General features: G+C 61.5%; 23 protein-coding genes and 1 tRNA gene. 17 read left to right on the top strand and 7 right to left on the bottom strand.

Features of this window, described 5'->3' with window-relative positions:
* Window positions 1–61: 61 nt before the first annotated feature.
* Entirely contained in the window at window positions 62–994 is a 933-nt protein-coding gene (locus GO014_RS08155; protein ID WP_157289919.1) for a LysR family transcriptional regulator, read from the bottom strand.
* A gap of 445 nt (window positions 995–1,439) precedes the next feature.
* Between GO014_RS08155 and GO014_RS08150 the strand changes: the two genes are divergently transcribed.
* The 9 genes from GO014_RS08150 to GO014_RS08110 all read left to right on the top strand — a co-directional run bounded on the left by GO014_RS08150 (window position 1,440) and on the right by GO014_RS08110 (window position 10,599).
* Entirely contained in the window at window positions 1,440–2,717 is a 1,278-nt protein-coding gene (locus GO014_RS08150; protein ID WP_157289918.1) for an ABC transporter substrate-binding protein, read from the top strand.
* 3 nt (window positions 2,718–2,720) lie between these two features.
* On the top strand, window positions 2,721–3,662 hold the full coding sequence (locus GO014_RS08145; RefSeq protein ID WP_157289917.1) for a carbohydrate ABC transporter permease: 942 nt from the start codon (window positions 2,721–2,723) through the stop codon (window positions 3,660–3,662).
* Between the two features lie 112 nt (window positions 3,663–3,774).
* Complete coding sequence (locus GO014_RS08140; protein WP_375600215.1) at window positions 3,775–4,548, top strand: carbohydrate ABC transporter permease; 774 nt, start codon at window positions 3,775–3,777, stop codon at window positions 4,546–4,548.
* Between the two features lie 4 nt (window positions 4,549–4,552).
* Entirely contained in the window at window positions 4,553–5,572 is a 1,020-nt protein-coding gene (locus GO014_RS08135; RefSeq protein WP_157289915.1) for a Gfo/Idh/MocA family protein, read from the top strand.
* Entirely contained in the window at window positions 5,569–6,648 is a 1,080-nt protein-coding gene (locus tag GO014_RS08130) for a Gfo/Idh/MocA family protein (protein ID WP_157289914.1), read from the top strand. The genes GO014_RS08135 and GO014_RS08130 overlap by 4 nt, the downstream gene beginning before the upstream one ends.
* An 18-nt stretch (window positions 6,649–6,666) precedes the next feature.
* Complete coding sequence (locus GO014_RS08125) at window positions 6,667–7,734, top strand: ABC transporter ATP-binding protein (RefSeq protein WP_157289913.1); 1,068 nt, start codon at window positions 6,667–6,669, stop codon at window positions 7,732–7,734.
* 244 nt (window positions 7,735–7,978) lie between these two features.
* Complete coding sequence (locus GO014_RS08120) at window positions 7,979–8,395, top strand: host attachment family protein (RefSeq protein WP_116587725.1); 417 nt, start codon at window positions 7,979–7,981, stop codon at window positions 8,393–8,395.
* A 1-nt stretch (window position 8,396) separates the two neighbouring features.
* Window positions 8,397–9,800, top strand: coding sequence for a mechanosensitive ion channel domain-containing protein (locus tag GO014_RS08115; RefSeq protein WP_343030861.1), 1,404 nt, complete (start codon window positions 8,397–8,399; stop codon window positions 9,798–9,800).
* A gap of 448 nt (window positions 9,801–10,248) precedes the next feature.
* The gene (locus GO014_RS08110; RefSeq protein WP_157289912.1) at window positions 10,249–10,599 is read left to right on the top strand and encodes a hypothetical protein; all 351 of its coding nucleotides are present in this window, start codon (window positions 10,249–10,251) and stop codon (window positions 10,597–10,599) included.
* A gap of 782 nt (window positions 10,600–11,381) precedes the next feature.
* Here GO014_RS08110 and GO014_RS08105 read toward each other — a convergent pair.
* Window positions 11,382–11,456 (bottom strand) — tRNA-Gly (locus GO014_RS08105).
* A 196-nt stretch (window positions 11,457–11,652) separates the two neighbouring features.
* Between GO014_RS08105 and GO014_RS08100 the strand changes: the two genes are divergently transcribed.
* Genes GO014_RS08100 through GO014_RS08090 form a run of 3 tightly spaced genes read left to right on the top strand, consistent with a single transcriptional unit; the run spans window position 11,653 to window position 13,510 of the window.
* On the top strand, window positions 11,653–12,606 hold the full coding sequence (locus tag GO014_RS08100) for a thioredoxin family protein (RefSeq protein ID WP_157289911.1): 954 nt from the start codon (window positions 11,653–11,655) through the stop codon (window positions 12,604–12,606).
* A gap of 11 nt (window positions 12,607–12,617) precedes the next feature.
* Window positions 12,618–13,286: an LON peptidase substrate-binding domain-containing protein gene (locus GO014_RS08095; RefSeq protein ID WP_116587786.1), complete on the top strand. Its 669-nt coding sequence runs from the start codon at window positions 12,618–12,620 to the stop codon at window positions 13,284–13,286.
* Window positions 13,286–13,510 (top strand): Trm112 family protein, encoded by a 225-nt coding sequence (locus GO014_RS08090; RefSeq protein ID WP_157289910.1) that lies wholly within the window; start codon window positions 13,286–13,288, stop codon window positions 13,508–13,510. Before GO014_RS08095 ends, GO014_RS08090 begins: the two co-directional genes overlap by 1 nt.
* 42 nt (window positions 13,511–13,552) lie before the next feature.
* Here GO014_RS08090 and GO014_RS08085 read toward each other — a convergent pair whose 3' ends face one another.
* Window positions 13,553–14,779 (bottom strand): FAD-dependent monooxygenase, encoded by a 1,227-nt coding sequence (locus tag GO014_RS08085; protein WP_157289909.1) that lies wholly within the window; start codon window positions 14,777–14,779, stop codon window positions 13,553–13,555.
* Window positions 14,780–15,062: 283 nt separating this feature from the next.
* Between GO014_RS08085 and GO014_RS08080 the strand changes: the two genes are divergently transcribed.
* The 5 genes from GO014_RS08080 to GO014_RS08060 all read left to right on the top strand — a co-directional run bounded on the left by GO014_RS08080 (window position 15,063) and on the right by GO014_RS08060 (window position 21,696).
* Window positions 15,063–15,401 (top strand): P-II family nitrogen regulator, encoded by a 339-nt coding sequence (locus GO014_RS08080; protein WP_104892533.1) that lies wholly within the window; start codon window positions 15,063–15,065, stop codon window positions 15,399–15,401.
* A 28-nt stretch (window positions 15,402–15,429) separates the two neighbouring features.
* Window positions 15,430–16,812, top strand: coding sequence for an ammonium transporter family protein (locus GO014_RS08075; protein ID WP_157289908.1), 1,383 nt, complete (start codon window positions 15,430–15,432; stop codon window positions 16,810–16,812).
* A gap of 331 nt (window positions 16,813–17,143) precedes the next feature.
* Window positions 17,144–17,482, top strand: coding sequence for a P-II family nitrogen regulator (locus GO014_RS08070; RefSeq protein WP_116587788.1), 339 nt, complete (start codon window positions 17,144–17,146; stop codon window positions 17,480–17,482).
* Window positions 17,483–17,511: 29 nt separating this feature from the next.
* Complete coding sequence (locus tag GO014_RS08065) at window positions 17,512–18,855, top strand: ammonium transporter (protein ID WP_157289907.1); 1,344 nt, start codon at window positions 17,512–17,514, stop codon at window positions 18,853–18,855.
* A gap of 147 nt (window positions 18,856–19,002) precedes the next feature.
* Window positions 19,003–21,696 carry a DNA translocase FtsK gene (locus GO014_RS08060; protein WP_425482066.1) on the top strand — a complete coding sequence of 898 codons (2,694 nt, stop codon included), beginning with the start codon at window positions 19,003–19,005 and terminating at the stop codon, window positions 21,694–21,696.
* Window positions 21,697–21,795: 99 nt separating this feature from the next.
* Here the strand turns inward: GO014_RS08060 and GO014_RS08055 are convergent, their stop codons facing one another.
* The 4 genes from GO014_RS08055 to GO014_RS08040 are packed head-to-tail and all read right to left on the bottom strand — an operon-like array spanning window position 21,796 to window position 25,248.
* The gene (locus tag GO014_RS08055) at window positions 21,796–22,626 is read right to left on the bottom strand and encodes a metal ABC transporter permease (RefSeq protein WP_210252431.1); all 831 of its coding nucleotides are present in this window, start codon (window positions 22,624–22,626) and stop codon (window positions 21,796–21,798) included.
* Window positions 22,626–23,477 carry a metal ABC transporter permease gene (locus GO014_RS08050; protein ID WP_157289906.1) on the bottom strand — a complete coding sequence of 284 codons (852 nt, stop codon included), beginning with the start codon at window positions 23,475–23,477 and terminating at the stop codon, window positions 22,626–22,628. The genes GO014_RS08055 and GO014_RS08050 overlap by 1 nt, the downstream gene beginning before the upstream one ends.
* Window positions 23,474–24,358 carry a manganese/iron ABC transporter ATP-binding protein gene (locus tag GO014_RS08045; protein WP_343030909.1) on the bottom strand — a complete coding sequence of 295 codons (885 nt, stop codon included), beginning with the start codon at window positions 24,356–24,358 and terminating at the stop codon, window positions 23,474–23,476. The genes GO014_RS08050 and GO014_RS08045 overlap by 4 nt, the downstream gene beginning before the upstream one ends.
* The gene (locus GO014_RS08040) at window positions 24,346–25,248 is read right to left on the bottom strand and encodes a metal ABC transporter substrate-binding protein (protein WP_157289905.1); all 903 of its coding nucleotides are present in this window, start codon (window positions 25,246–25,248) and stop codon (window positions 24,346–24,348) included. Before GO014_RS08040 ends, GO014_RS08045 begins: the two co-directional genes overlap by 13 nt.
* Window positions 25,249–25,337 lie beyond the last annotated feature (89 nt).

The following is a 25,337-nucleotide window of genomic DNA, read 5'->3' as shown; positions in this document are numbered from 1 at the left end:
TCGGACATGGGAAACACAAATCGCGGGCCCAACGCGACTGGCAATGCGTGTTGGTGCACTCTTATGAGGCCGGCTCCCAAGGCGGCAGCACTGCATGACAAGCCCTGGTGATCCGCTCGATCAGTTCTTCGACACGGTCCTCGCCGCGCCGCTCCCTGAGCACATAAATGCCGGTCACCGCGCGGCGCGGCTCATCCTTCTGCGCCACCTCGACCAGGCCGCGTTCACGAAAATGATCGCGCAGCACGTGTGTGTGGACCAGTACCGCATCGGTCGCCAACGCGTAGTCGACACACGCCGCCAGCGAATTGGTGCGGAACGCCACGCTGGTCCGGTCGAACACTGTTTCCACGCGGGTGCGCCGGCGGGCGGGGTCGAAAAACCGCTCATGCCGGCTCTCCGCCAGTGAACTGATCACGATCGGGTAGCTGTCGATTTCCGTCAGGGTCCGCGGCGCGCCCAACAGCCGGTGGTCCTTGCGCACGAAGAAGGCGTTGTAGACCCGGGTTAGCGGTACGAAATCGGTGCCGATCGCGCCGCTCAACCCGTCGATTTCGTGGGCGAGAAACATGGATATATCGCCCGAGAGCATCTGGTCCATCAGCCGAAGCTGATTGCCCAGGCTGATTTGCACCGGCGCCTTGGGGAATTCGCGCTGATAGTCCACCACCATGTCGCGCAGGAACATGGTCCACCAGGAATAGCCCGTACCGATGGACATACCCCGCTCGGACCCGCGTTTCTGGTCGGCAATGGCGTTGAGCGTGTTGTCATAGAGCCGGCGCATCAACCGCGCATTTTCATACAGCGTCTCGCCATAGCGCGTCAGCGTCATGCCCCGCGAGGACCGATCGAACAGCGGAGCCCCTACGGTTTCCTCGAGCTTGTTCATGTTGAAGCTCAGCGTCGGTTGGGTGATGAACAGGGCGGTCGCCGCCCCGCTCAGCGAACCAGCATCGGCGACGGCGAGAAATTGAGTGAGCAGCTTGTCCATCGGTGATCCTCCCCGATCAGCTATTAGCTATAGATATTTTCTATAGTGTCACCGAAATTTCGTAGTTTTCCAATTGGCATTTTTGCGCCACTCTCACCAACGAGAGGAGATGGCAGCCGCCTGAGGAGTCCGGCCCGCCCACGCAATCTACCGCGGACCAAGCCTGCAACAGCGGTGCTGCTCATAGCTTGTACAAACGTGGCGGAGTGACTTCCATACAAGATTGTTGCTGCATGTGCATCTTGTATGGTAAGGGCGTAACTGGCTGGTTATTTCGCCGCAGGTGGGTTCGCTTCTCTGTGAATGAAAACCGGGGCTAATGACGATTGACAAGCACGTCAGAGGCTCTAACGTAGTAACCAGTTGGTGATTTAGCGACGGGGAGGTCGCTGGCCACACCCGGTTCCGCGCTGGCGGAACGGCAACTGTTCATGGGAGGAAAGACATGACAATTCGACTTGGACGCCGTCAGTTCCTGATGGGATCTTCGGCATTGGCGGCCGCCGCCGCTGCGGGTATCAGCCCGGCCTTCGCCCAGAGCGCCCTGCGCCTGATCTTCTGGGGTGGCCAGGCGCGCGCCGACCGCACCTATGCCGTGACCGATCTCTATGAGGCCGCTGGCAATCCTGGCCTTGAGGCCGAGTTCCTGAGCTGGAACGACTACTGGCCCAAGCTGGCCACCCAGACCGCCGGTGGCACTGCCCCCGACATCATCCAGATGGACTATCGTTACATCGTGGAATACGCGACCCGTAACGCCATTGCCCCGCTTGACGACGTGATCGGCGATCTGGGTGAATTCGACGCCGACCAGCTCGAAGGCGGCAAGGTCGACGGCCAGCTCTATGGTATCTCGCTTGGTGCGAACTCGGTGGCCACTTTGGTCAACAAGGCCGCCTTCGAGGCTATCGGGGAAGCTGTTCCAGATAATAGCTGGACCTATGCGGATCTTGAGCGCCTTGGCGAAGCCTTCAATTCGGCCGGCAACGGCATGCGGGCATTCTCCGATGGCTCGGGCACCGAGCCCATGCTCGACAACTGGCTGCGTCAGCGTGGTCAGGCGCTTTACACCGCGGACAACAAGCTCGGCTTTACGGCCGATGACATGGTCGAGTGGTTCCAGATGTGGGACGGCTTCCGCCAGAAGGGCTACATTGTCGACGCTGAAACCCAGGCGCTCGACACCGGGGCTCCGGAATCGTCCATGGTTGCCATGAAGCGCGCTGCCATGATGCCGTCCAACTCCAACCAGCTGGTGATCCACCAGTCGATCAACGACGATGAGCTGACGATCTCCTCGTATCCGCGCATTGCGCCGGGTGTCGGCGGCGGTCACTACCGCAAGCCGTCCATGTTCTTCTCTGTCGGCGGCTCGACCGCGGACCGCGAAGCGGCAGCGGCCTTCATCAACTTCTTCGTCACCAATCCGGAAGCCGGTGCGATCCTCGGCGTCGAGCGCGGCATTCCGTGCAACGCCGCCGTGCGTGAAGCCATCACCCCGACCCTCGACGAACAGAGCCAGATCGCGCTGAACTTCGTGGCAAATCTGGGTGACCTGGTTGGTGCTCTGCCCCCGTCCCCGCCGGCAGCCGCTGGCGAAATCGACCTCAACCTGCTCCGCGTGATCAGCCAGGAAGTGGCCTTCGGCGCCCGCTCCCCGGAAGACGCCGGCAAGGCTTTCGTCGAGGACGCGACTGCAATTCTGGCACGGGCGAACGCATAAAAAATGACTGTGCATGCGGCAGACGCGGCTCCGCAGGACGCCGCATCAGGCACATCGAAGTGGTCGAGGGCGTGGCAAAGCCACGCCCCCGGCTATCTCTTCCTGTTGCCATGGTTCATCGGGTTTTTCGGTCTCACCATCGGCCCGATCATCTCGTCCTTCTATCTCAGCTTCACAGATTTCGATCTGCTGACCTCGCCGGACTGGGTGGGCTTCGCCAATTACGAGCGCATGTTCACCAATGACCGCACTTTTGCGACCTCCATGCGGGTCACTTTCACCTTCGTGCTGTTCTCGGTGCCTTTGAAGCTCGCCTTCGCGCTGGCCATTGCCATTCTGCTCAACCGGGGCATGAAGGGGCTGCCGCTTTACCGTGCCGTATTCTACCTGCCCAGCCTGCTCGGCGCGTCGGTGGCCATTGCCATTCTGTGGCGCCAGATTTTCGCCGGTGACGGCCTGGTCAACCAGTTCCTCTCCATCTTCGGCATTGTCGGCCCGAGCTGGATTTCCAACCCCAATTATTCGCTCTGGACGCTGATCGTGCTTTCGGTCTGGCAGTTCGGCTCGCCCATGATCATCTTCCTCGCCGGTCTGCGTCAGATCCCGCAGGACATGTATGAGGCCGCCTCCTTGGACGGCGCCAGCAAATGGCGCCAGTTCTGGAAGATCACGCTGCCATTGCTGACCCCGGTGGTGTTCTTCAACGCCATCATCCAGACCATTGAGGCCTTCAAGAGCTTCACCCCGGCCTTCATCATCTCCAATGGCACCGGGTCTCCGATCAACTCCACGCTGTTCTACACGCTCTACCTCTACAATGAGGCCTTCAGCTATTTCCGCATGGGCTATGCCTCGGCGCTGGCCTGGTTCCTGCTGTTGCTGATCGCGTGCTTTACGGCCTTCTCCTTCCTTACGTCCAAGTATTGGGTGCACTATGACGATTGATGCACACAAGCTGACCGTGGTCACCGGATCAGAAAACGATCCCAGTGCCCGTCTGCGCAAGCGCATCTTCTCGGTGATCGCGCACGTGCTGCTGATCGGCGCATCCATCTTGATGCTCTATCCGCTGCTCTGGTTGCTGGCAGCCTCGTTCAAGCCGGAAAACGAGATCTTCACCTCCGGCATCTGGCCCAGCCTGAGCTGGGACATCGAGTCCTACTTCCGCGGCTGGAATGCCATGCGGGTGAGCTTCTCGGTGTTCTACATGAACTCCTTCATCATCGCTTTCCTAAGCGTGGTGGGCAACCTCATCGCCTGCTCCATGGCGGCCTATGCGTTTGCACGACTGCAGTTCAAGGGGCGCAATTTCTGGTTCGCCATGATGTTGATGACGCTGATGCTGCCCGGGCAGGTGACGCTCATTCCGCAATATGTGCTGTTCCGCGACCTGGGCTGGGTCAACACCATGCTGCCCCTGGTCGTGCCCAAGTTCCTCGCCGTGGACGCCTTCTTCGTCTTCCTCATGGTCCAGTTCTTCCGCGGCATTCCGCGCGAGTTGGACGAGGCTGCGATGATGGACGGCGCCGGTCCCTGGCGCATCTACTGGAAGATCATGCTGCCGCTCTCTATCCCCGTGCTGGTGACGGCTGCCATCTTCACCTTCATCTGGACCTGGGACGACTTCTTTGGCCCGCTGATCTATCTCAATCGCATGCAGGACTACACCGTCATGCTCGGCCTTCGGACCTTCGTGGACTCCACCGGCGAGAGTGATTTCGGTGGCCTGTTCGCCATGAGTGTGCTCTCCATCGTGCCGATCTTCGTCTTCTTCCTTCTCTTCCAGCGGCTGCTCATCGAGGGCATCGCCACGACCGGTATGAAACGCTAAGTCTATGTCTGATATCAAATTCGCCGCCATCGGCATCAACCACGCCCATATCTACGGGCAGGTGGAATGTCTTAAGCGCGCCGGCGCCCAGTTCGTCGCCTTCCACGCAGCAGAGGATGATCTCGCCAAGACCTTTGGCGAGCGCTTCCCCGAAGCAAAGCGCGTCGCCGACCCGGCTGCCATTCTCGAAGACGACAGCATTCAGGTGGTCGTCACCGCCGCCATTCCCGGCGACCGCGCCGAGATCTGCCTGGCCGCCATGCGCCACGGCAAGGATGTGCTGACCGACAAGCCGGGCATGACCACCTTTGCCCAGCTCGAGGAAATCCAGCGCGTCCAGAAGGAAACCGGCCGCATCTTCTCCGTGCTTTATTCGGAGCATTTCGAGGTTCCGGCCGCCGTGGAGGCCGGCAATCTGATTGCCAAGGGCGCCATCGGCCAGGTGGTCAACACCGTGGGCCTTGGGCCGCATTCGCTGCGGCTCAACAACCGTCCCGACTGGTTCTTCACCCGCAATCGCTATGGCGGCATCCTCTGCGACATTGCCAGCCATCAGTTCGAGCAGTTCCTGTTCTTCTCCGACGCCATGGATGGTGAAGTGGTTTCGGCCAGCGTCGCCAATCGAGGCCATGCCGACAAGCCGGGCCTGCAGGATGTCGGCGACGCCCATATCCGCACCGCCAATACTTCGGGCTATATCCGGGTTGACTGGTTCACCCCCGAGGGCCTGCCCACCTGGGGCGACGGGCGCCTGACCATTCTGGGCACCGAGGGCTATATCGAATTGCGCAAATATGTCGATATCGCCGGGCGTCCAGGCGAAAACCACCTGTTCCTCGTCGACAAAAAAGGCGTCCAGCATATCGACTGCTCCAATGTCGATCTGCCCTTCGGCCGCGAGTTCCTCGATGACGTGCGCAACCGCACCGAAACCGCCATGCCGCAACAGCGCTGCTACAATGCCATGAAGATGGCGCTGACCGCCCAGCAAATGGCCGAAGTCGGAACGGAGTGGGCCCAATGAGCCGCGTCCTGAACGTTGCCGTCGTCGGCTGCGGCATTGGCCGCTCGCACATTGTCGAGGGCTACCTGCCCAATGCCGACAAGTTCAAAGTGCTCGCCTTGTGCGATCTCAACCCCGAACGCCTCGACCAGGTTGGCGAGGAATTCGGCATAGAGCGCCGCATCGTCAATTTTGACGAGCTGCTCGCCATGGACGACATCGACATCATCGATGTCTGCACCCCTCCCGGCGCGCACTTCTCCATGGTCACCGAAGCCCTCAAGGCCGGCAAGCATGTCGTTTGCGAAAAGCCGCTGGTCGGTTCGCTCGAAGATGTCGATGCTATCATCGAGGCCGAAAAGTCCGCCAAGGGCAAGCTGATGCCGGTGTTCCAGTACCGTTTCGGCAATGGCATCGAGCAGGCCAAGACCATCATCGACGCCGGTATTGCCGGCAAACCCTATTGCGGCACAGTGGAAACCATGTGGCGCCGCGAAGCCCCCTATTATACCGTGCCCTGGCGCGGCAAGTGGAAGACCGAGCTGGGCGGCGTCCTCATGGGCCATGCCATCCACCCGCACGATATCTTCACCTATCTGATGGGCGACATCGCCAAGGTGTTTGGCCGCGTCGCCACCCGCGTCAACCCGATCGAGGTGGAGGACACCATTTCCGCCTCGCTCGAAATGAAGTCCGGTGCGCTGGCCAGCTTCACCGCGACCCTGGGCTCGGTGGACGAGATCACCCGCATCCGCCTGCAGTTTGAAAACGTCACCATCGAGAGCGACCACGCCCCTTATAATCCGGGCAAGGAGCTCTGGAAAATCCTGCCGCGCAATGACGAGGTCAAGGCGCGCATCGACGAGGCTCTGGCCAATTGGCAGCACGTGCCTTCGCGGTTCCAGACCCAGATGGCCCGCTTCCACGATGCCATTTTCGGCAAGGGCGAATTGCCGGTCACCAGCGCCGACAGCCGTCGGGCACTGGAATTGGTCACCGCCTTTTATCACTCCTCTTCCACCCATTCCGAAGTCGCGCTGCCACTCGGTCCCGATCACCCGCTCTACCAGAGCTGGGTCCCGGCCGAGTTCCGCTAAAGCGAGGAGAACAAAACCATGGCAACCTCCATCCAGTTGCGGCAGATCAAGAAGGCCTACGGCGATGTGCAGGTCATCCACGGCGTGGACCTGACCATCGACCCGGGCGAGTTCACCGTCTTTGTGGGCCCCTCAGGCTGCGGCAAGTCCACCCTGCTGCGCATGATTGCAGGGCTCGAACCGATCACCGGGGGCGACCTGCTGATCGACGGCCAGCGCATGAACGAGGTGCCCGCGGCCAAGCGCGGCATCGCCATGGTGTTCCAGTCCTATGCGCTCTATCCGCATATGTCTGTGTACAAGAACCTGGCCTTCGGCCTCGAAACGGCAAAAATGCCCAAGGCCGAAATCGCCCAGCGGGTGCAGAAAGCGGCCGAAATCCTCAAGATCGAGCCGCTTCTGCAGCGCAAGCCCAAGCAGCTCTCGGGCGGTCAGCGCCAGCGCGTCGCCATTGGCCGCGCCATTGTGCGCGAACCCAAGATATTCCTGTTCGACGAACCGCTGTCCAACCTCGACGCGGAACTGCGCGTCGCCATGCGCGTGGAGATCGCCAAGCTGCACAATGATCTGGGTAACACCATGATCTATGTGACGCACGACCAGGTCGAGGCCATGACCATGGCCGACAAGATCGTGGTGCTGCGCGCCGGCATTATCGAGCAGGCCGGTGCGCCCCTCGATCTCTACAATGATCCGCGCAATCTGTTCGTCGCCGGCTTTATCGGCTCGCCCAAGATGAACTTCCTGACGACCTCGGTCGAAAACAACACCCTCAAGACCGGCACGGCCAGTGTCTCCCTGGGCCGCGACGTCACCGGCGCCACCACCCTTGGCATCCGTCCCGAGCACATCACCATTGCCGATGGCTCGGGCGTCAAGTTCGCAGATGTCATTGTTGACCTGGTGGAGAACCTTGGCGGCCAGACCGTGGTCTATGCCACCACCAAGGACGGCCAGTCCCTCACCATCGTCCTCGAAGGCCAGCGCGACGTCGCCCTTGGCTCCACCGTTGAGGCCTATCTCGACCCGGCCAAGGCCCATATCTTCAACGCCGAAGGCGTGGCGATCTCCGCGCCTTCCCGATAGGGCAAATCTCTCCAGTGGAGAGATTTGAGGCAAGGAGGCCACGAAAGCTACGCTTGAGTGGCGGAGCCGCACTCCCAACCAAAAGACTTATCACCCTCGGGCCCGCCCCGGGGGTGTTTTGTATTGAGCAGCAGCGTGCTACTGCAAATGACAGAGGCGGTCGGTCGGCAGGTCCTTGGAACGTTTCTCCTGATCGCTAGTTGAGTTTGATCATCACCAGCGGACGCGCAACAGGAGCCAAGCGATGGGCGAGTCAGTTTCAATCCCCGATCAAACCCTTGTCGTGGTTGCAGACGGGCACCAAGCGATCCTGTTCCGCGCGCGGAGCACCAACGAAAAACTGAGCCTGAGCGAGGAAGCGCGGCTGACGCCCAAGAACCTCGATGAGGACGGGCCATCTGGCTCAAGACCGGAAGAGCAGACCCCGCGCCAGACTGACGAGGCCACTTTCGCCAAACAACTGGCCGATGGCCTGTTCCGGCGCAAAGACGGCAACGACTTCCAGCATCTCATTCTGGCGGCTGATCCCCAGACATTGGGTCAGCTCCGCGACACGATGCACAAGACTGTCTCGGAGAGCATCATATTGTCCCTGGATAAGGAATTGACCAATCACAGCGTTGGCGAAATCGCCACCATCGTTGACCGCGCTGCGCACTAGCGTGGCACGATGGACAAAAGCGGCAGCGCAATGGATTTGCTGCCTGATCGCGGCGGCGTTCCTGCTGTTCTTTTCTTCTGCCAGCATGGCTGAGCTCCTGGAGCCCACCGAACCGGCCGGCATCGAAGAAGCGCCACTGACGCAGCAGGTGGAGGTCGTCCCCGAGGCTTCTGACGATCAAATTGCCACTCGGTTGCGCGACATCCTGAGAGCCACGGAATGGTACGAGGGGCCTCAAGTCACCGTTACCAACGGCGTCGCCTTTCTCGATGGCACGACCGATAGCCAGCTCCGCCGCAATTGGGCCGGAAATCTCGCGGAGAAGACCCAGGGTGTGGTTGCGGTCGTCAACCGCATTGCCGTCGATGCTGACGTCGGCTCAACCTTCGGGCGTGCCTGGGCCGAGAGTGCAGGTCTGGCACAGCAGGCACTACAGGCCTGGCCGCTGGCGGTTCTGGCCGCACTCGTCATTGCTGTTGCCTGGTTGATCTCCATACTGGTTCTACGGGTCGCCAGACATGTGCTGACGGGCCGGATTGAATCACCGCTTCTGCTCAGCGTGGTCGCCCGAGCCATCTCCATCCCGGTCTTCCTACTGGGCATCTATTTCGTGCTCCGCGTGGCCGGGCTGACCCAATTGGCGCTCACGGTCCTGGGCGGTACCGGCCTGATCGGCATCATTATCGGCTTCGCGTTTCGCGATATTGCCGAGAACTTTCTCGCCAGCCTGCTATTGAGCATCCGCAACCCATTTGCCGGCGGGGATCTGATCGAGGTGGCCGGACACACCGGGATCGTGCAGAATCTGAACACACGCAGCACGGTGCTGCTGACGCTGGACGGCAACCATGTACAGATCCCGAATGCCACCGTGTTCAAGAGCACGATCAAGAATTACAGCTCCATCCCCAGCCGCCGGGCCGAGTTCATGGTGGGGATCGGCTACGATTCCTCGGTTTCGTTGGCACAACGGTTGATCGGCGAGGTGCTCAACAAGCACCCCGCGGTTCTCGGCCAGCCAGAGCCGCTGGTTCTGGTCGATCAATTGGGTGACGCCACGATCAATCTTCGCATTTTCTACTGGTTCGACAGCGTCTCGTACTCGCCGGCCAAAATCAATTCGGCGCTGCTGCGCCAAACCAAGAACGCTCTGCTCCAGGGCGGCATCGAAATGCCTGATCCTGCCCGCGAAGTGGTGTTCCCCAAGGGCGTGCCTATCGTGCAGATGGATGCCGCTCCCCGCCAGACCTTGGAAACCTCGGCTGACCGGCCTGCGCAGCCTCCCCATGAAGAGAGCAGCGACGCGACAGCCGAGGAGGGCGACTTGTCGAGTGAATCCAAATCGATGGAGCACACCGAGGGTCGGGTGCCCGAATCCGAGATCAACCTGCTGAGCCGGCGGTAAACGCTGTGCAGGTCTGGCCTGTGTTGCCCGACCCGACCTCTCCATCGTCCAGGGGCATGGCCATGCGGTAACGCCAGCACGTTTGCAACGCCGCCACACCCTCGGGCAGCTGCCGCACTGTTCGGCACCATTCCGGCTGTGGGGAAATTCGTTGCAGACCGGACGCCCAGCGAAGTGAGGCGCCAGCTGGGCTCGCCCGCGAGGCAAGACCAGCCCCTCCGCGATCGCCTCGTAAGTATCTGTTTCCGCAGACTATTTTCGACAGTTTACGCCGCCAGTCGACTATTCAGGCTGTGGAAAACTATTTTCCGTTCAGTCAGAAGATGAATCGCAATAAAAATGGGGATGACCTTGACGGTCACCCCCAATGATTCGGGCGCAATCCTTGCGTTTCGAAAGAAGAGCGCACTCCCTCTGTGCAATTTGGGTTTAGCGTGCATTGGGGCCAATGGCAATACGCCAGAAAGGCCCAAAGATGGGTTCGACAAAACTGCTCCAGTTTCGACTGGATTTTGACGCTTACTATGACGCTCGCTGGCAGTCGCTGAACGACGCAATTGCGGAGATCGCTCCCAACCGCTGGGATGAGAGCACGGCCAGTTTTCTTTTCCAGCACCCCAACACCGTTTTCGAACTGCTGGACGCTGTCAAGTTCCAGTCCAGCATTTACGTCGACGGCCGTGACATGGTGATGATCATGGATCTGGAGAGCCACGAAGTGGTGCAGATTGGTGTGAAGAATCCCGCATTGCTCATGGGAGTCATCGCCGCGGGGCGCACTGGCCGCCAGGTCGCCTAGAAGAACTGTGAGGGGGGGGGGGGGGAGCCCCCTCACACCGCCACCAGTTCATCGAACCGCTCTGGGGTCAGCCATTTTCGACGTCACTACAACAACCAGCGTACTGTTAGACCAACGTCGACAAAAAGCGAGAAGAGGACATCGACCATGTCGGTCGCCAATGGCTAGGATGGAGTCGGTACCTGCCCCCGAGCAAAAGATATCCCCGCCCCAAAATCTTCCCCCATACTCCCCCCATCCCCGCCACACACGCGGCCCCGAAGCAGGGCCGGGCGGGGAGGCCGGGAAGAGGGGCGCCTCTTTACGCGGGTAGAAGCTCGGCAGCCGGACCTGCAATACTTCGCTGTTGATCCGGCACTTGCCGGACAAATCTCTCCGGTGGAGAGATTTGAAACAAGAAGGCCACGAAAGCTATGCTTGAGTGGCGGCAGCCGCCTGAATCCGGACCCGTGGAAAATCCGTGTTTCCGTGACGAACGGCCAGTGGCTCTTGCCCTTGAACGTTCATCTTTCCGGGCCACTGGCCGTTCGTTACCGTGTATCCGCAAGCCGAAGGGCCGGGCGGCTTCGAGCCATGCCCGAAGGGCAGATTTCCCCGGTGGAGAGATTTTATCCGCGATGCGGATGGGTGGCTCCGGTCGAGCCGCACAAGGCTCAAATGCCGGGTGACGCGCCTGTCGCCTCTGACGGATCACATGTGCAAAGGCCCAATCCAGCCAGCCCCAAAACAACAAAGGCCGGACTTGCGTCCGGCCTTTTGTCGTGTCCCGGTAATCGGGAAATTGGAGCGGGCGATGGGATTCGAACCCACGACCCTAACCTTGGCAAGGTTATGCTCTACCCCTGAGCTACACCCGCACTCCAGACCGCTGCACTTGGCAGTGCGGCGACGCGGGCCTATATGCCCAATCGCCGATCCGATTGCAACCCGGTTTTTTGCCTTTATGTCATCTTTGCGAAATGCTGTGGGAATCGGGGGTTGCCAGCATGGTGTCTGCGGGCGCAAAAAGACCGCAAACGCTGCGTTTCCTGCCAGTCCAAGAGTGGAAATATTATGACCCTGTCTTTTGATGGCGCCCCCGGCGCCGCCCCGGTCCCCGCCGATCTCATCCGGGATGGCTCCGATGCCGGCTTCAAGGCCGATGTCATCGATGCTTCCCTCGATGTGCCGGTTCTGGTCGATTTCTGGGCCCCCTGGTGCGGCCCCTGCCGCCAGCTCGGACCGGCCATCGAGAAGGTCGTTACCGAAAAGGCCGGGCAGATCAAGCTGGTCAAGATCAATATCGACGAGCACCCCCAGATCGCCGGCCAGCTCGGGGTCCAGTCGATCCCGGCTGTGTTCGCCTTTTCCGGCGGACGCCCGGTCGACGGGTTCATGGGCGCCATGCCCGAGGGCGAAGTGCGCCGCTTTGCCGAAAAGCTGATTGCCGCCGCCCCTGCCGGTGCGGGCCAGCCCACCGGTGGTGGCGATTCGCTCGAAGCCCAGATTTCCCAGGCCCTCGAAGTGGCTCAAGGAGCGATTGCGGCAGGCGATGTGAATCAGGCGGCACAGATTTTCGCCATGGTGTTGCAGCACGCGCCCGACAATGCCGATGCGCTGATTGGCCTCGCCGGGGTCTATATTGGTGCCGGTGAGATCGACCAGGCCAAGGCCACGCTGGAGATGGTGCCCGAAGACAAGCGGACCGGCGATGCCTATGGCGCACACATGCACGCCATCCGCCTCAAGGAGGAGGCGGCGGGTCTGTCCGAAGCCGCGACGCTTGAAGCGGCCATCGCCGCCAATCCGGACGATCACCAGGCCCGTCTTGATCTGGCCGTCGTGCTCAATGCCGAGGGCAAGCGGCTTGAGGCGGCTGAAGCGCTGGTGGCCAGCTTCAAGCGCGACCGTAGCTGGAACGAGGATGCGGCGCGCAAGAAGCTGCTCGAATTGTTTGAAGCCTGGGGGCCCAAGGATCCAGCTACGCTCAAGGGCCGTCGTATGCTCTCGACCGTGCTCTTCTCGTAACAGGAAATTTGATGCCCAAACGACCGACCAGCCCGGCCGACCTGCCCAAGTCTGTACCGGTGTTTCCGCTCAGCGGGGCGCTGTTGCTGCCCTTTTCGCATCGTCCGCTCAACATTTTCGAGCCGCGCTATATCGAGATGGTGGATGCGGCCCTGCGGGGCGACCGGTTGATCGGCCTGATCCAGCCCGAGGACACCAGCGAGGAGAGCCCCAAGGGGCACGCCCCACTGCAATCGGTGGGGTGCCTGGGCCGCCTGACGCATTTCGAGGAAAGCGGCGATGGCCGCTATTTCATCATCCTGGAAGGGGTGACCCGTTTCCGTCTGGTGCATGAATTGACCGTGCTCACCCCGTATCGACAGGGCGTGATTTCTGCGGAGGGCTATGAGGCCGATTTTGCCCGCAATCACGGCGAAGAGGCGGTCGATCGCACCCGCTTCGTCAAGATGATGCGCGACTATGCCGAATACGCCAATTTCGAGCTCAACTGGGAAGAGATCGAATCCACCGGTACAGCGGACCTCGTCAATTTCTGCTGCATGGTCTCGCCCTACGGCGCGGCGGAAAAGCAGGTCCTGCTCGAAGCCAGGACGCTGGAAGAGCGCGCCGAAACGCTGATCGCCATGACCGAATATGAAATGGCGCGGGGCGGCTCGGACGGCGCCGCGCCGCTCAACTGATGGGCAATGAACCGCTCGATCCGCGCCATGTGCTCGACGTTCCTACGCTCGAAATGCTGGTCTGTCCGCTCACCAAGACGCGGCTGACCCTGTCGGACGACAAGTCTGAACTGATCTCGGTCGCCGCCCGGCTGGCCTTTCCCATCCGCAAGGGCGTGCCGCTCTTGAGCCTTGAGGAGGCCCGCTCTGTTGAGCCGGAGGAAATCCAGCGTCACTCGAAATAGGCGAGCTTGTCCACGCGCACACTGGGTGGGCTATGCTGGGCGTCAGATTGGCAGCCCACTGAGAAGTTTCGGCGCGCCTCCACCGATTCCGGAGGCGGCCCGGATGAGTGCCGATTTCACCGGCCCGGCGCGATCGACCAGTCCCAGCCCAAAGTCGCGCAGGGCTCGAACCGGGGCAAGGTCATTGGAAAAAAGCCGGTTCATCCCATCGGTCACCACCGCCATGGAGGCCGTATCCAGCCGGCGCCAGGCCTGATAGCGCTCCAGAACGTCCGGCGCCCCATGGTCAAGGCCCAGCCGCAGCGCATCCACGATCACCTCCGCCAGGGCGGCCACGTCCTTGAGGCCCAGATTGAGCCCCTGACCGGCAATCGGATGCACCACATGGGCGGCATCGCCAATCAGCGCCAGCCTTGGCCCGACAAAGCTCCTGGCCAATTGCAGGTGCAATGGGAAGCCCATCAGCTTGTCTTCCAGGGTGACCTGGCCCAGCGTCGAGCCCATCACGGCCTCGATTTCCACTGCCAGGTCTTCGGGGGACATCGCCAGCAAGCGCGGCGCGGTCTGAGCCGTCTCGGTCCAGACCAGCGAGGATCGATTGCCGGGCAAAGGCAGGCTGGCAAAAGGCCCTGCCGGCCGGAAATGCTCATAGGCAACGCCATCATGGGGCAGTTCATGGCCAATCGTGGCGACCAGGCCCATCTGCCCATAATCGTGCCCGATGGTGTCGATACCGGCGCGTTGCCGCAAATTGGACTGAGCCCCGTCCGCCGCAATGATCAGCGGCGCCGCAAGCACCCTGCCATCGCCCAGTGTCAGGCCCCCAAATGCGCCCTCGGCACTCCAATCGCTGATATCGGCCGGCGCGATCACCGTGATATCGTCTTGGACTGCACCAAGCAGTGCTGCGCCGCTGGCCTGATTGGGCACCATATGGGCAAAGGCTTCGCCAGGTACCACATCGCCATCGAACCGCAGGAACAACGGGCGCGCCAAATCGCCGGTCCCCGAATCGGTGATATGCATGCTCGCAACAGGCTGGGACTGGCTCTCCATCTCATCCCAGACGCCCAGCGCCTCGAACACCCGGCGCACGCCGGCAGCAATGGCCGAGGCGCGGTTGTCCCGCGGCACGGAAAGCGGCCGCCGGTCGACCAGCGCCACCCGAACGCCCGGCGCCGATCGAACCAGGGCCAGCGCCATGGTCAGGCCCACCGGACCACCCCCCACAATGATGACGTCATGCCGCTCGGCGCTGTGTTTGGACATGCTGATCTCCTTGCCCGGCATTGTCCGTCCTGACCGCTTGTGAGGCAAGCGCATCGTTGCCGCGGCTGAAATGCCCAAAAGATGAGCAGTTGACGGTTTATGGAAATTTAGTGCAACAATTATAGGCAAGTGGTGCTTGCCTTGCCATCGCCAGAAAGCCGGATGGGCTCGGGGTTCTCAAGCAAGTTATTGGAAATAAACAATTAAAAATGAGGCAGTGCAATCTGGCACGGGTCTTGAGTCCTGTTGGGCATCGAACACCCAAGGCAGAAAGGGGGCAAGCATGAAACTGGTGGTTGCAATCATCAAACCATCAAGGCTCGAGGAGGTGCGCCAGGCGCTCAACTCACTCGATGTCCACGGCATGACCGTGACCGAGGTGAAGGGCTATGGCCGCCAGAAGGGTCATTCCGAAATCTATCGCGGCACCGAATATGCCGTGCACTTCCTGCCCAAGCTCAAGGTCGAGATTGCCGTCGATGACGGCATTGCCGACGCGGTGAGCGCGGCCATCCGCGATGCTGCCCAGACCGGCCGTATCGGCGATGGCAAGATCTTCATCCTCGATCTTCTCGCCGTCACCCGCATTCGCACCGGTGAAACCGGCGCTTCCGCGCTTTGACGCCACCGATTCAAGGAGAAAAAAGACAATGACAGGGTTCAAGACTCCCCTAAAGATCGCGGGTGGCGTGGCGCTGGCCTCGCTGCTGCTGTCGCTTCCTGCCCTTGGCCAGGACGCGGCCCCCGCCGAAGAAGCTGCCGCAACACTGAGCGAAGGCGTTTCCGCCGACGTGGTGTTCATTCTCAACTCGTTCCTGATGATCCTGGGCGGTATCCTGGTGTTCTGGATGGCCGCAGGCTTCGCCATGGTCGAAGCGGGCATGGTCCGCACCAAGAACGTATCCATGCAGCTCTTGAAGAACGTCTCGCTCTTTGCCGTGGCGTGCTTGATGTACTACGTCATCGGCTACAATCTGATGTATCCGCTGGGCAATTGGGCCATGGGCTCGGATGAGACTGGCGGCTATCTGGGTGCCTTCGGCATCGCGATCCTCGAAGCCGTGGGTATCACCGCCGATGGCGCGGACGACTTCTCCTATGCAGCCACCAGCTCGGACTTCTTCTTCCAGGTGATGTTCTGCGCCACCACGGCCTCGATCGTTTCGGGCACGCTGGCTGAACGCATCAAGTTGCTGCCCTTCCTGATCTTCACCGCGGTCCTGACTGCGCTGATCTACCCCATCCAGGCATCCTGGAAGTGGGGCGGCGGTTTCCTCGACAGCCAGTTCGGTTTCCTCGACTTCGCCGGTTCCACCGTTGTGCACTCTGTGGGCGGCTGGGCCGCTCTGGCCGGCGTCATCCTGCTCGGCGCCCGTCGCGGCAAGTACAATGCAGATGGTTCGGTCAACGCCATGCCCGGCTCCTCCATGCCGCTGGCCACGCTCGGCGTTTTCATCCTGTGGATGGGTTGGTACGGCTTTAACGGTGCGTCCCAGCTCGCCATGGGCTCGGTGGGCGACGTGGCCGATGTCGGTCGCATCATGGCCAACACCAATGCCGGTGCCGTCGGCGGTGCGCTTGCCGCCCTGATCGCGACCGCCATCATCTACAAGAAGGTCGACCTGACCTTCGTACTCAACGGTGCGCTGGCCGGTCTTGTGGCTATCACCGCTGAGCCGCTGACCCCGGGTCTGGGTACAGCATCGCTGATCGGTGCCGTTGGCGGCCTGATCGTGGTGTTCTCCGTCCCGCTGCTTGATCGCCTCAAGCTCGACGACGTGGTCGGCGCCATTCCGGTTCACCTGCTGGCCGGTATCTGGGGCACGATCGCCGTGGTCTTCACTAACCCCGATGCGACCCTGGGTGGTCAGCTGATCTCGATCATCATCGTTGGCATCTTCGTCTTCGTGGTGAGCTTCGTGGTCTGGTTCATCCTCAAGTCGATCATGGGCCTGCGCCCGACCGCCGAGGACGAAGATCTGGGTCTCGACAAGGCCGAAGTGGGCGTCGAAGCCTATCCCGAGTTCAAGTAACTCTTAATTCTGGGTGGCCGGGCCTCTTGGGTCCGGCCACCCGCCGCTTGCCAGCGGCGTGCAGCCCGCGTCCCTCTTGGCCCGCCACAGAGGCTTCCCACTCGCAAAACGCGCGGACTGCACACCCCTGGCAAGATGCCTGAAAAATAAGCATAACGAAAATTTTCTGCATGGAAATTGGGCAAATGATTGCTCATTTCCAGGGCCCTTTGCGTCCGTGCTTCATAAGAGACTGTAATAAAAAGTAAAATCGCTGCCGGTTCATTTGGCACGGGGTTTGACTCTTCTGTGACGTTCCAGCACGCGCCGTCGCGGCGCCAAAGGGGGTCACATGAAACTGGTGGTTGCCATCATCAAGCCGTCCCGCCTCGAAGAGGTCCGGCAGGCGCTCACATCGCTCGACGTGCACGGCGTGACCGTCACCGAGGTCAAGGGCTATGGCCGGCAGAAGGGGCATTCCGAGATTTATCGCGGCACCGAATATGCCGTGCACTTCCTGCCCAAGCTCAAGCTCGAAATCGCGGTCGATGACGACCTGGCCGATCAGGTCGCTATCGCGATCCGCGAGGCGGCCAAGACCGGTCGCATCGGCGATGGCAAGATCTTCGTACTCGACCTCTTGGCCGTGACTCGAATCCGTACCGGCGAGACCGGCGCTTCCGCGCTTTAAGCCGCTTCCCAACCCGGAGACAAAACGCAATGAATCTGTCCAAAGTTCTGGGGGGCGCAACTTTGGCCTCCCTCCTCATGGCTCTGCCGGCTGCCGCGCAGGACGCCGCAGCAGAAACCGCCGCCGCGGTAGTCGACAAGGGTGACGTGGCATGGATGCTGGTCTCGACCATGGTCGTGATCGTCATGACCGTGCCGGGCCTGGCCCTGTTCTATGGTGGCCTGGTACGCGCCAAGAACATCCTGAGCGTCTTGACCCAGGTGTTCATGGGCTTTTCCATGATCGCCATTCTCTGGGTGGCCTATGGCTATTCGCTGGCCTTTGCCGGTCCCACCGAAGGCGGGCTGTCTGCCTTTTTCGGCGATTTCTCCAAATTCTTCCTCTCCGGCGTGACGCTTGAATCCACCGCGGAGACATTTACGGCCGGTTACGAACTGCCCGAAATGGTCTTTGTGGCGTTCCAGCTCACCTTTGCCTGCATCACTTCGACCTTGATCGTGGGCGGCATTGCTGAACGGATGAAATTCGGCGCGCTGATGGCGTTCCTCGCCATCTGGTTCACCTTCTCCTATGTGCCCATGGCGCACATGGTCTGGTCCGGTCCGGGTCTGCTGTTCAACATGGGCGCCTATGACTTTGCCGGCGGCACCGTGGTGCATATCAATTCAGGTGTGGCGGCTCTGGTCGCAGCCCTGATGCTGGGTGCGCGTAAGGGCTATCTCAAGGAACCCATTCCCCCCCACAATCTGGTCATGACCTATATTGGCACGGGCCTGCTCTGGTTCGGCTGGTTCGGTTTCAATGCCGGCTCGAATCTGGAAGCCAATGCGTTGACCGCAGTGGCCCTGATCAACACCGTTCTGGCTCCGGCCGCCGGTGCCCTGGCCTGGGCCGTGGGCGAGCGGATCACCCGCGGCCATGCGTCGGCCCTGGGCGCGGTGTCGGGTGCTGTGGCGGGTCTTGTCGCGATCACCCCGGCCGCTGGCTTCTCCGGCGTCGGTGGTGCCATCGTGCTCGGCGGCGTGGCAGGTCTGGTCTGCTTGTGGGCCGTGGTCAATCTCAAGCCCATGCTTAAATATGACGACAGCCTCGATGTCTTTGGCATTCACGGCGTTGGCGGCATTGTCGGTGCCCTGGGTACCGCCATCGTCGCCAATCCCTCCTTCGGCGGCTATCCGCTCGAGGGCTACGACATGGGCGGCCAGTTCATGGTGCAGCTCACCAGCGTCATCGTGGCGGTGGTCTGGTCCGGTGTGGTGGCGCTGATTGCCATGCTCATCGTCAAGGCGCTGTTCGGTGGCGCCAAGGTGTCTGAACAGGCCGAAAGCGATGGCCTCGATCTCTCGACCCATGGCGAGCGGGCCTACAACTAGGTCGGTTCTGGCGGGCGGCGCTTCGGTGCCGTCCGTTCCTTTTGCCCATTGGGCGATGGTTAGCACGCGATTAACCACACCCGGATAGCATGACGCCATTACGGCCCACTTCGATGGTTTGCGGGCCGACAGTGAGTAATGCGTTTCATGCCCAGCCATCCCATTCCGACCCTCGACGAAGTCCGCAGCCTGCCTGCCCGCGCTGCCCGTAATCCGGGCCGCTCGGCCAAGGCACCGATGCCGCCGCCGGCCATTGCCATTCGCATTCCCTTGCGGATCGCCGGCCTGATCGTGTTGGGGCTGTGCGCTATCGTACTGGCAGCGCTCGCCTCCTGGTCGGTCGACGATCCGTCGTTGTCGCTGGCGACTGCCAAGGCGCCGGCCAACTGGCTTGGCTATCCCGGCGCCGTCATCGCCGATCTGGTGTTCCAGTTCCTTGGGCTTGCGGGTCTGGTCATGGTGGTCCCCCTGGCACTTTGGGGCTGGGCCATGGCGCGCCGCCATGTGGTCACCCGTGCAGGGCTGCGCCTTGGCGCCTGGCTCGGCGCGGTCCTGTTGTTCGCGGGGGTCTTCGCTTTCGTGGCCATGCCCGACACGTGGCCCCTGCCGACCGGGCTAGGCGGCCTTGCCGGCATGCTGTTCACCAATCTGGCCGGTCTGATTGCTGGCGGCGACCCGCAGCCGCTCACCTCGACCCTGTTTGCCATCATCCTTAGCGCACCGGCCCTGGCCCTGTTCTGGATCGCCATGGGTCTGGGTACGTCCATTCCGGCCAAGCCCGCAAAGCCCTCGGCGCGGCAGGCCGCCGAGGAAGACGAACGCGAGCCCAACCCGATTGTCGAAGTGGCCATGGGTGCGGTTGTGCATATGGGCTATTCCCTGCGCACCGCTTTCCGCCGCGCCAAGGCGGCACACGCGGCGCGCCGTGCCGCCCAGGACAGTGCCGATTTCGAACATGCCACCGAGCCGCCCATGCACGCACCCGAGCCTCAGGTCCATGCCGATCGCGGACCGGTTGCTGCCGCGCCGCAGCGTCGCATTCATTCCCCGGTCCAGCATGTCGAGCCAAGCTTTGAACCCACGGCGCGCGTTCTGGCGCAATCGGACTATGACGATACTGCCATCGACTATCCCGATGAGCCGGAAGAAGACGATATTCCTTTCGTCCCCGATGCGCCCATGCCGGCGCGCACCCAGCGTGGTGATTCGCGCTTCCATCCCGCCGATCCGGCCGCCCCACGCGTCACCGCACCCGCGCCGCGCCCGGCGCAGGGCCAGCGTGTCTTCCGCGAGGCCCAGGGTTCGCTGCTTGACGAGCCTTGCGGGTTCGAGCTGCCCGAACTCAGCCTGCTGGCTGAACCCAAGCGCGGCGGCCCGATGCCAGAGCATGCCCCCGAGCGGCTCGAGGAAATGGCCCGTCAACTTGAAGCCGTCTTGGCCGATTTCGGCGTCAAGGGCGACATCATCAATGTCCGCCCCGGCCCGGTGGTGACCCTGTTCGAGCTGGAGCCGGCTCCTGGTATCAAGTCGAGCCGCGTCATTTCGCTGGCCGACGATATCGCCCGCTCGATGAGCGCCATCTCGGCCCGTGTCGCCGTGGTTCCCGGCCGCAACGCCATTGGTATCGAGCTGCCCAACCAGACCCGCGAGACCGTTTATTTCCGCGAGATGTTGGCTTCGTCCGACTTCGAGAAGATGAAGGGCAAACTGCCGATCTGCCTGGGCAAGACCATTGGCGGCGAACCCGTCATTGCCGATCTGGCGCGCATGCCGCACCTGCTCATCGCCGGCACCACCGGTTCGGGCAAGTCGGTGGGCATCAACACCTTCATTCTCTCGCTGCTCTATCAGATGACGCCCGAGCAGTGCCGCATGATCATGATCGACCCGAAGATGCTCGAGCTTTCGATCTATGACGGCATCCCGCATCTGCTGACCCCGGTGGTCACCGATCCGCAAAAGGCGGTCGTGGCGCTCAAATGGGCGGTGCGCGAGATGGAAGACCGCTACCGCAAGATGAGCAAGATCGGTGTGCGCAACATCGATGGTTTCAACCAGCGGGTCACCGAGGCCAACAAGGAAGGCCGCACGATCACCCGCACGGTGCAGACCGGCTTTGACCGTGAAACCGGCGAGGCAATCTTCGAAAGCGAAGAATTCGATCTCGAGCCCTTGCCCTATATCGTCATCATCGTCGACGAAATGGCCGACCTGATGATGGTTGCGGGCAAGGATATCGAAGGCGCCATCCAGCGCCTGGCGCAGATGGCGCGTGCTGCCGGCATTCACATGGTCACGGCCACCCAGCGCCCGTCCGTGGACGTCATCACCGGCACGATCAAGGCCAATTTCCCGACGCGCATCTCCTTCATGGTGACGTCCAAGATCGACAGTCGCACCATTCTGGGCGAGCAGGGCGCCGAACAGCTTCTGGGCAATGGCGACATGCTCTACATGGCTTCGGGCGGCCGCACCAAGCGCCTGCATGGTGCCTTTGTCTCGGACAATGAGGTGGAATCGGTCGTCGCTCATCTCAAGAGCCAGGGCACGCCGGACTATCTCGACAATATCACCGAGGAAGACGAGGGCGGCTTTGGCGAAGGTGGCGGCACCAGCGACGAGAGCTATCCCGGCTCGGGCGACGAGCTCTATGACAAGGCCGTCCATATCGTGATGACCGACAAGAAAGCCTCCACCTCCTATATCCAGCGGCGCCTGGCGATCGGCTACAACAAGGCCGCCACGCTGATCGAGCGCATGGAAAACGAGGGCGTCATTTCCCCGGCCAACCACGCCGGCAAGCGCGAAATCCTGGTGGGCGATAATGCCGACGGGTACTGATCCGCGCGCAGCAGTGTGCCCCTTGCGAGGGAGCTGCAGGCATTGTGTACTGGCCTGCTTAACCGCGGAAAGTATTGGCGCGCCTGCGGAGTGCGCGTCCTAGACCGCAGCCACCCGGCGCCTTTGCGTTGCGATGAAGGCCAGGATGAAGCATGCGCTCATCAACAGGACGATGGTCGGCGCCGGGGCGCTGTCGAGAAAGAAGCTCAAATAGACGCCCAAGAGGCTGCAGCCGACCGACACGCCCATCGCCACCAGCAACATCATACCGAAGCGGCGGGTGATGAGGAAGGCAATGGCGCCCGGGGCAATAAGCAGGGCAATGACCAGGATCATTCCCACCGCTTGCAGGGCGCCCACAATGGTCAGCGAGATCATGGCCAGGAGGCCATAATGGAGCAGGCGCGTATTGAGCCCGATGGCGCCGGCCTGCTGCGCATCGAAGATGAACAGCATCAGATCGCGCCACTTGGCGCCGACCACCAGCACCACCGCCAGGGCGATAACGATAGCCAGCAGAATGTCGGCCCCGTTCGCCCCCAGCATATTGCCAAACAGGATATGGTCGAGATGCACGTCGGTGGTGATAGCGGTGTAGAGCACGATGCCCAGGCCAAACAGACCGGCAAACACCACGCCCATCACCGTATCCTCCTTGATCCGGCTATGCTCCTTGAGAAAACCGACGGAGAGCGCACAGACCATGCCTGCGATAAAGGCGCCGATGCCGATCGGCAGGCCCACCATATAGGCCAGTACGACGCCGGGCAGCACGGCATGGGCAATCGCGTCGCCCATCAGCGACCAGCCCTTGAGCACCAGAAAGCAAGAGAGCAGGGCCGTGGGCACCGCCACCAGAACGGCGATCACCATGGCCTGCACCATGAAGGGCAATTGGAACGGCCAGAGCGCCATTTCATACCAGGCCATCAGTTTGCCTCCTGCGCCAGGCGCCGGCGCGCCGCCAGCCAGCCGTGCTTGGGCGCAAATATGAAGGCGGTGAGGAACACCAGGGTCTGCAACACGACGATAATGCCGCCGGTGGCGCCGTCGAGGAAATAGCTCAGATAGGCCCCGATGGACGAGGAGAGCACGCCCACGGCAATCGCAATCAGGATGAGGCGCGGAAAACGGTCCGACAGCAGATAGGCCGTGGCACCTGGCGTGACCACCATGGCGATGACCAGAAACGCCCCGACCGTCTGCATGGCGGCGACCGTGGCCGCGCTCAATAGGGTGAAGAAGATTGCCTTGAGCCGGGTGGTCCGCAGGCCAATGGAGCGGGCATGGCTCTCATCGAAAAAGGTGACCATCAGATCCTTCCAGATCACTAGCATCACGGCCAGTGTCACCACCGAAATCAGCACCAATTGCAGCGTGTCTTGCGGCGTGATGGCTAGGATATTGCCCAGGACGATCGATTGCACGTCCACCGAGGTGGGCGAGACCGAGACCATGAACAGGCCCAGGCCAAAAAAGCCGGTAAAGATCAACCCGATGACGGCGTCCTCACGCAATTTGGTGCGCTGGGAAAGAAACAGCATGGCGCCTGCGGCAAGGCCGCCCGAGAGAAAGGCTCCGAGCGAAAAGGGCAGGCCCAGCATGTAGGCTCCGGCCACACCGGGCACGATGGAGTGCGAAAGTGCGTCGCCGATCAGCGACCAGCCCTTGAGCATGAGATATGCCGACAGGAAGGCGCAGACGCCGCCGACCAGCGCTGACACCCACATGGCATTGACCATGTAGCTATAGGAAAATGGCTCGAGCAGCGTCTCGATCATTTCTCGCCGCTCGACTGCTGGTGTTCTTCCTTGCCCTTTTCGCCGTAGAAAACCAGCGGTCGTTCATCATCGGTCAGCACTGAAAGGTGGCGCGGATCGTCATCGGCGTGCAGACCCTGGCCGGAGAGCACGAAATGGCGCAACACGCCGCCAAAGGCTTCTTCGAGCTTGTCGCGGGTAAAAACTTCCGATGTCGGCCCATAGGCCAGCACCGTACCCTTGACCATCACGGTGCGGTCGCAGAATTCGGGTACCGAGCCAAGATTGTGGGTGGAGACCAGGATCACCTTGCCCTCGTCGCGTAGATCACGCAGCAGGGCGATGATCGCCTCCTCTGTCTTGACGTCGACCCCGGTAAAGGGCTCGTCGAGCAGGATCACCTCGCCTTCCTGCGCCAGCGCGCGGGCAAGGAAGACGCGCTTTTTCTGCCCACCGGACAATTCGCCGATCTGGCGCTTGGCATATTGGGTCATGTTGACCCGGCCGAGCGCGGCGGCGACTTTTTCTCGGTCGCTGGCGCGCGGCATGCGCAGCATGTTCATGTGGCCGAACCGGCCCATCATCACCACGTCTTCCACCAGCACCGGAAAGTTCCAGTCCACATCCTCGGACTGCGGCACATAGGCCACCTTGTTCTGGCGCTGGGCTTGCCGGCCTTCCTGCCCGAGGATGGAGATGGAGCCGCTCACTACGGTAACAAAGCCCATGATGGCCTTGAAGATGGTCGACTTGCCCGCGCCGTTGACGCCAACCAGCGCAGTAATCGAACCGCGCGGGCTGGTGAAGCTGGCATGCCTCAGGGCCGTCGTGCCGTTGCGATAGGCAACGGTGATGTCGTTGATTGCAATGCCGGGGCCTGCATTGTCTTTCACGGGGTCAATCCTGCGGCAATGGTTTGCGTGGTCACTTTAAGCAGATCGAGATAGGTGGGAACCGGCCCGTCCGCTTCCGAGAGCGAGTCAACATAGAGCACGCCGCCATATTTGACGCCAGTCTCGCGCGCCACCTGCTCGGCTGGCTTGGACGAAATGGTGCTCTCCGAAAAGACTACCGGGATATCGTTTTCGCGCACTGCATCAATAACGTTGCGCACCTGTTTTGGCGTTCCCTGCTGATCGGCGTTCATTGGCCAGAGATAGAGTTCCTTCAAGCCGAAATCACGCGCCAGGTAGGAAAAGGCGCCTTCAGAGGTCACCAGCCACCGGTCTTCCTCTGGAATGGCCGACAGCGCCTGGCGGATCGGCTCCACCGTCGCAGTGATTTCGGCTGCATAGGCTTCGGCGTTGGCATTGTAGATCTCGGCATTGGCCGGATCGGCCTCAACGAAGGCGGCGCGAATGTTCTCGACATAGACCAGGGCATCTGTCGGCGACATCCAGGCATGTGGATTGGGCTTGCCCTCGTATGGCCCTTCGCCAATGCCAATTGGCTCGATGCCTTCGGTCAGCACGACGCTGGGCACATCGGGCAGATTGTCGAGAAACTGGGCGAACCACTGCTCGAGGTTGAGGCCGTTCCAGAGCACCAAATCAGCGTCCTGCGCACCCAGCAGATCGCCTGGCGTCGGCTGGTAGTTATGGATTTCGGCGCCCGGCTTGGTGATCGAGACCACATCGGCTGCGTCCCCGGCCACGTTCTGGGCCATGTCGGCCAAAATGGTAAAGGTCGTCACGGCCTTGAGCCGCTCCTGCGCCATGGCGGGCAGGCTCAGGGCAGGCAAGGTCATGGCCAGTGGGGCGGCGAGAAACAGGGCAGACAGCAGGCGGCGCATTGGCAACTCCAGATGTGAACGGCTTCACAGATAATGCAATTGCAAATCATTCGCAAGTAGTGCTTTGCGATTCGCTATCGACCCGCATA

Source organism: Devosia marina (genome assembly GCF_009758415.1).
Taxonomy (GTDB): domain Bacteria; phylum Pseudomonadota; class Alphaproteobacteria; order Rhizobiales; family Devosiaceae; genus Devosia; species Devosia marina.
The sequence above is the reverse complement of the archived record's forward strand: the minus strand, read 5'-3'. Positions and strand labels throughout refer to the sequence as shown.

What these genes read in the sequence shown, in the direction of transcription:
- GO014_RS08070 (WP_116587788.1), top strand. Translation starts at nt 17,144, where the DNA reads ATGAAACTGGTGGTTGCCATCATCAAGCCGTCCCGCCTCGAAGAGGTC.
- GO014_RS08145 (WP_157289917.1), top strand. Translation starts at nt 2,721, where the DNA reads ATGACTGTGCATGCGGCAGACGCGGCTCCGCAGGACGCCGCATCAGGC.
- GO014_RS08085 (WP_157289909.1), bottom strand. Translation starts at nt 14,779, where the DNA reads ATGTCCAAACACAGCGCCGAGCGGCATGACGTCATCATTGTGGGGGGT.
- GO014_RS08075 (WP_157289908.1), top strand. Translation starts at nt 15,430, where the DNA reads ATGACAGGGTTCAAGACTCCCCTAAAGATCGCGGGTGGCGTGGCGCTG.
- GO014_RS08130 (WP_157289914.1), top strand. Translation starts at nt 5,569, where the DNA reads ATGAGCCGCGTCCTGAACGTTGCCGTCGTCGGCTGCGGCATTGGCCGC.
- GO014_RS08065 (WP_157289907.1), top strand. Translation starts at nt 17,512, where the DNA reads ATGAATCTGTCCAAAGTTCTGGGGGGCGCAACTTTGGCCTCCCTCCTC.
- GO014_RS08155 (WP_157289919.1), bottom strand. Translation starts at nt 994, where the DNA reads ATGGACAAGCTGCTCACTCAATTTCTCGCCGTCGCCGATGCTGGTTCG.
- GO014_RS08090 (WP_157289910.1), top strand. Translation starts at nt 13,286, where the DNA reads ATGGGCAATGAACCGCTCGATCCGCGCCATGTGCTCGACGTTCCTACG.
- GO014_RS08150 (WP_157289918.1), top strand. Translation starts at nt 1,440, where the DNA reads ATGACAATTCGACTTGGACGCCGTCAGTTCCTGATGGGATCTTCGGCA.
- GO014_RS08120 (WP_116587725.1), top strand. Translation starts at nt 7,979, where the DNA reads ATGGGCGAGTCAGTTTCAATCCCCGATCAAACCCTTGTCGTGGTTGCA.
- GO014_RS08050 (WP_157289906.1), bottom strand. Translation starts at nt 23,477, where the DNA reads ATGATCGAGACGCTGCTCGAGCCATTTTCCTATAGCTACATGGTCAAT.
- GO014_RS08040 (WP_157289905.1), bottom strand. Translation starts at nt 25,248, where the DNA reads ATGCGCCGCCTGCTGTCTGCCCTGTTTCTCGCCGCCCCACTGGCCATG.
- GO014_RS08100 (WP_157289911.1), top strand. Translation starts at nt 11,653, where the DNA reads ATGACCCTGTCTTTTGATGGCGCCCCCGGCGCCGCCCCGGTCCCCGCC.
- GO014_RS08095 (WP_116587786.1), top strand. Translation starts at nt 12,618, where the DNA reads ATGCCCAAACGACCGACCAGCCCGGCCGACCTGCCCAAGTCTGTACCG.
- GO014_RS08110 (WP_157289912.1), top strand. Translation starts at nt 10,249, where the DNA reads ATGGCAATACGCCAGAAAGGCCCAAAGATGGGTTCGACAAAACTGCTC.
- GO014_RS08080 (WP_104892533.1), top strand. Translation starts at nt 15,063, where the DNA reads ATGAAACTGGTGGTTGCAATCATCAAACCATCAAGGCTCGAGGAGGTG.
- GO014_RS08135 (WP_157289915.1), top strand. Translation starts at nt 4,553, where the DNA reads ATGTCTGATATCAAATTCGCCGCCATCGGCATCAACCACGCCCATATC.
- GO014_RS08055 (WP_210252431.1), bottom strand. Translation starts at nt 22,626, where the DNA reads ATGGCCTGGTATGAAATGGCGCTCTGGCCGTTCCAATTGCCCTTCATG.
- GO014_RS08140 (WP_375600215.1), top strand. Translation starts at nt 3,775, where the DNA reads ATGCTCTATCCGCTGCTCTGGTTGCTGGCAGCCTCGTTCAAGCCGGAA.
- GO014_RS08125 (WP_157289913.1), top strand. Translation starts at nt 6,667, where the DNA reads ATGGCAACCTCCATCCAGTTGCGGCAGATCAAGAAGGCCTACGGCGAT.
- GO014_RS08060 (WP_425482066.1), top strand. Translation starts at nt 19,003, where the DNA reads ATGCCCAGCCATCCCATTCCGACCCTCGACGAAGTCCGCAGCCTGCCT.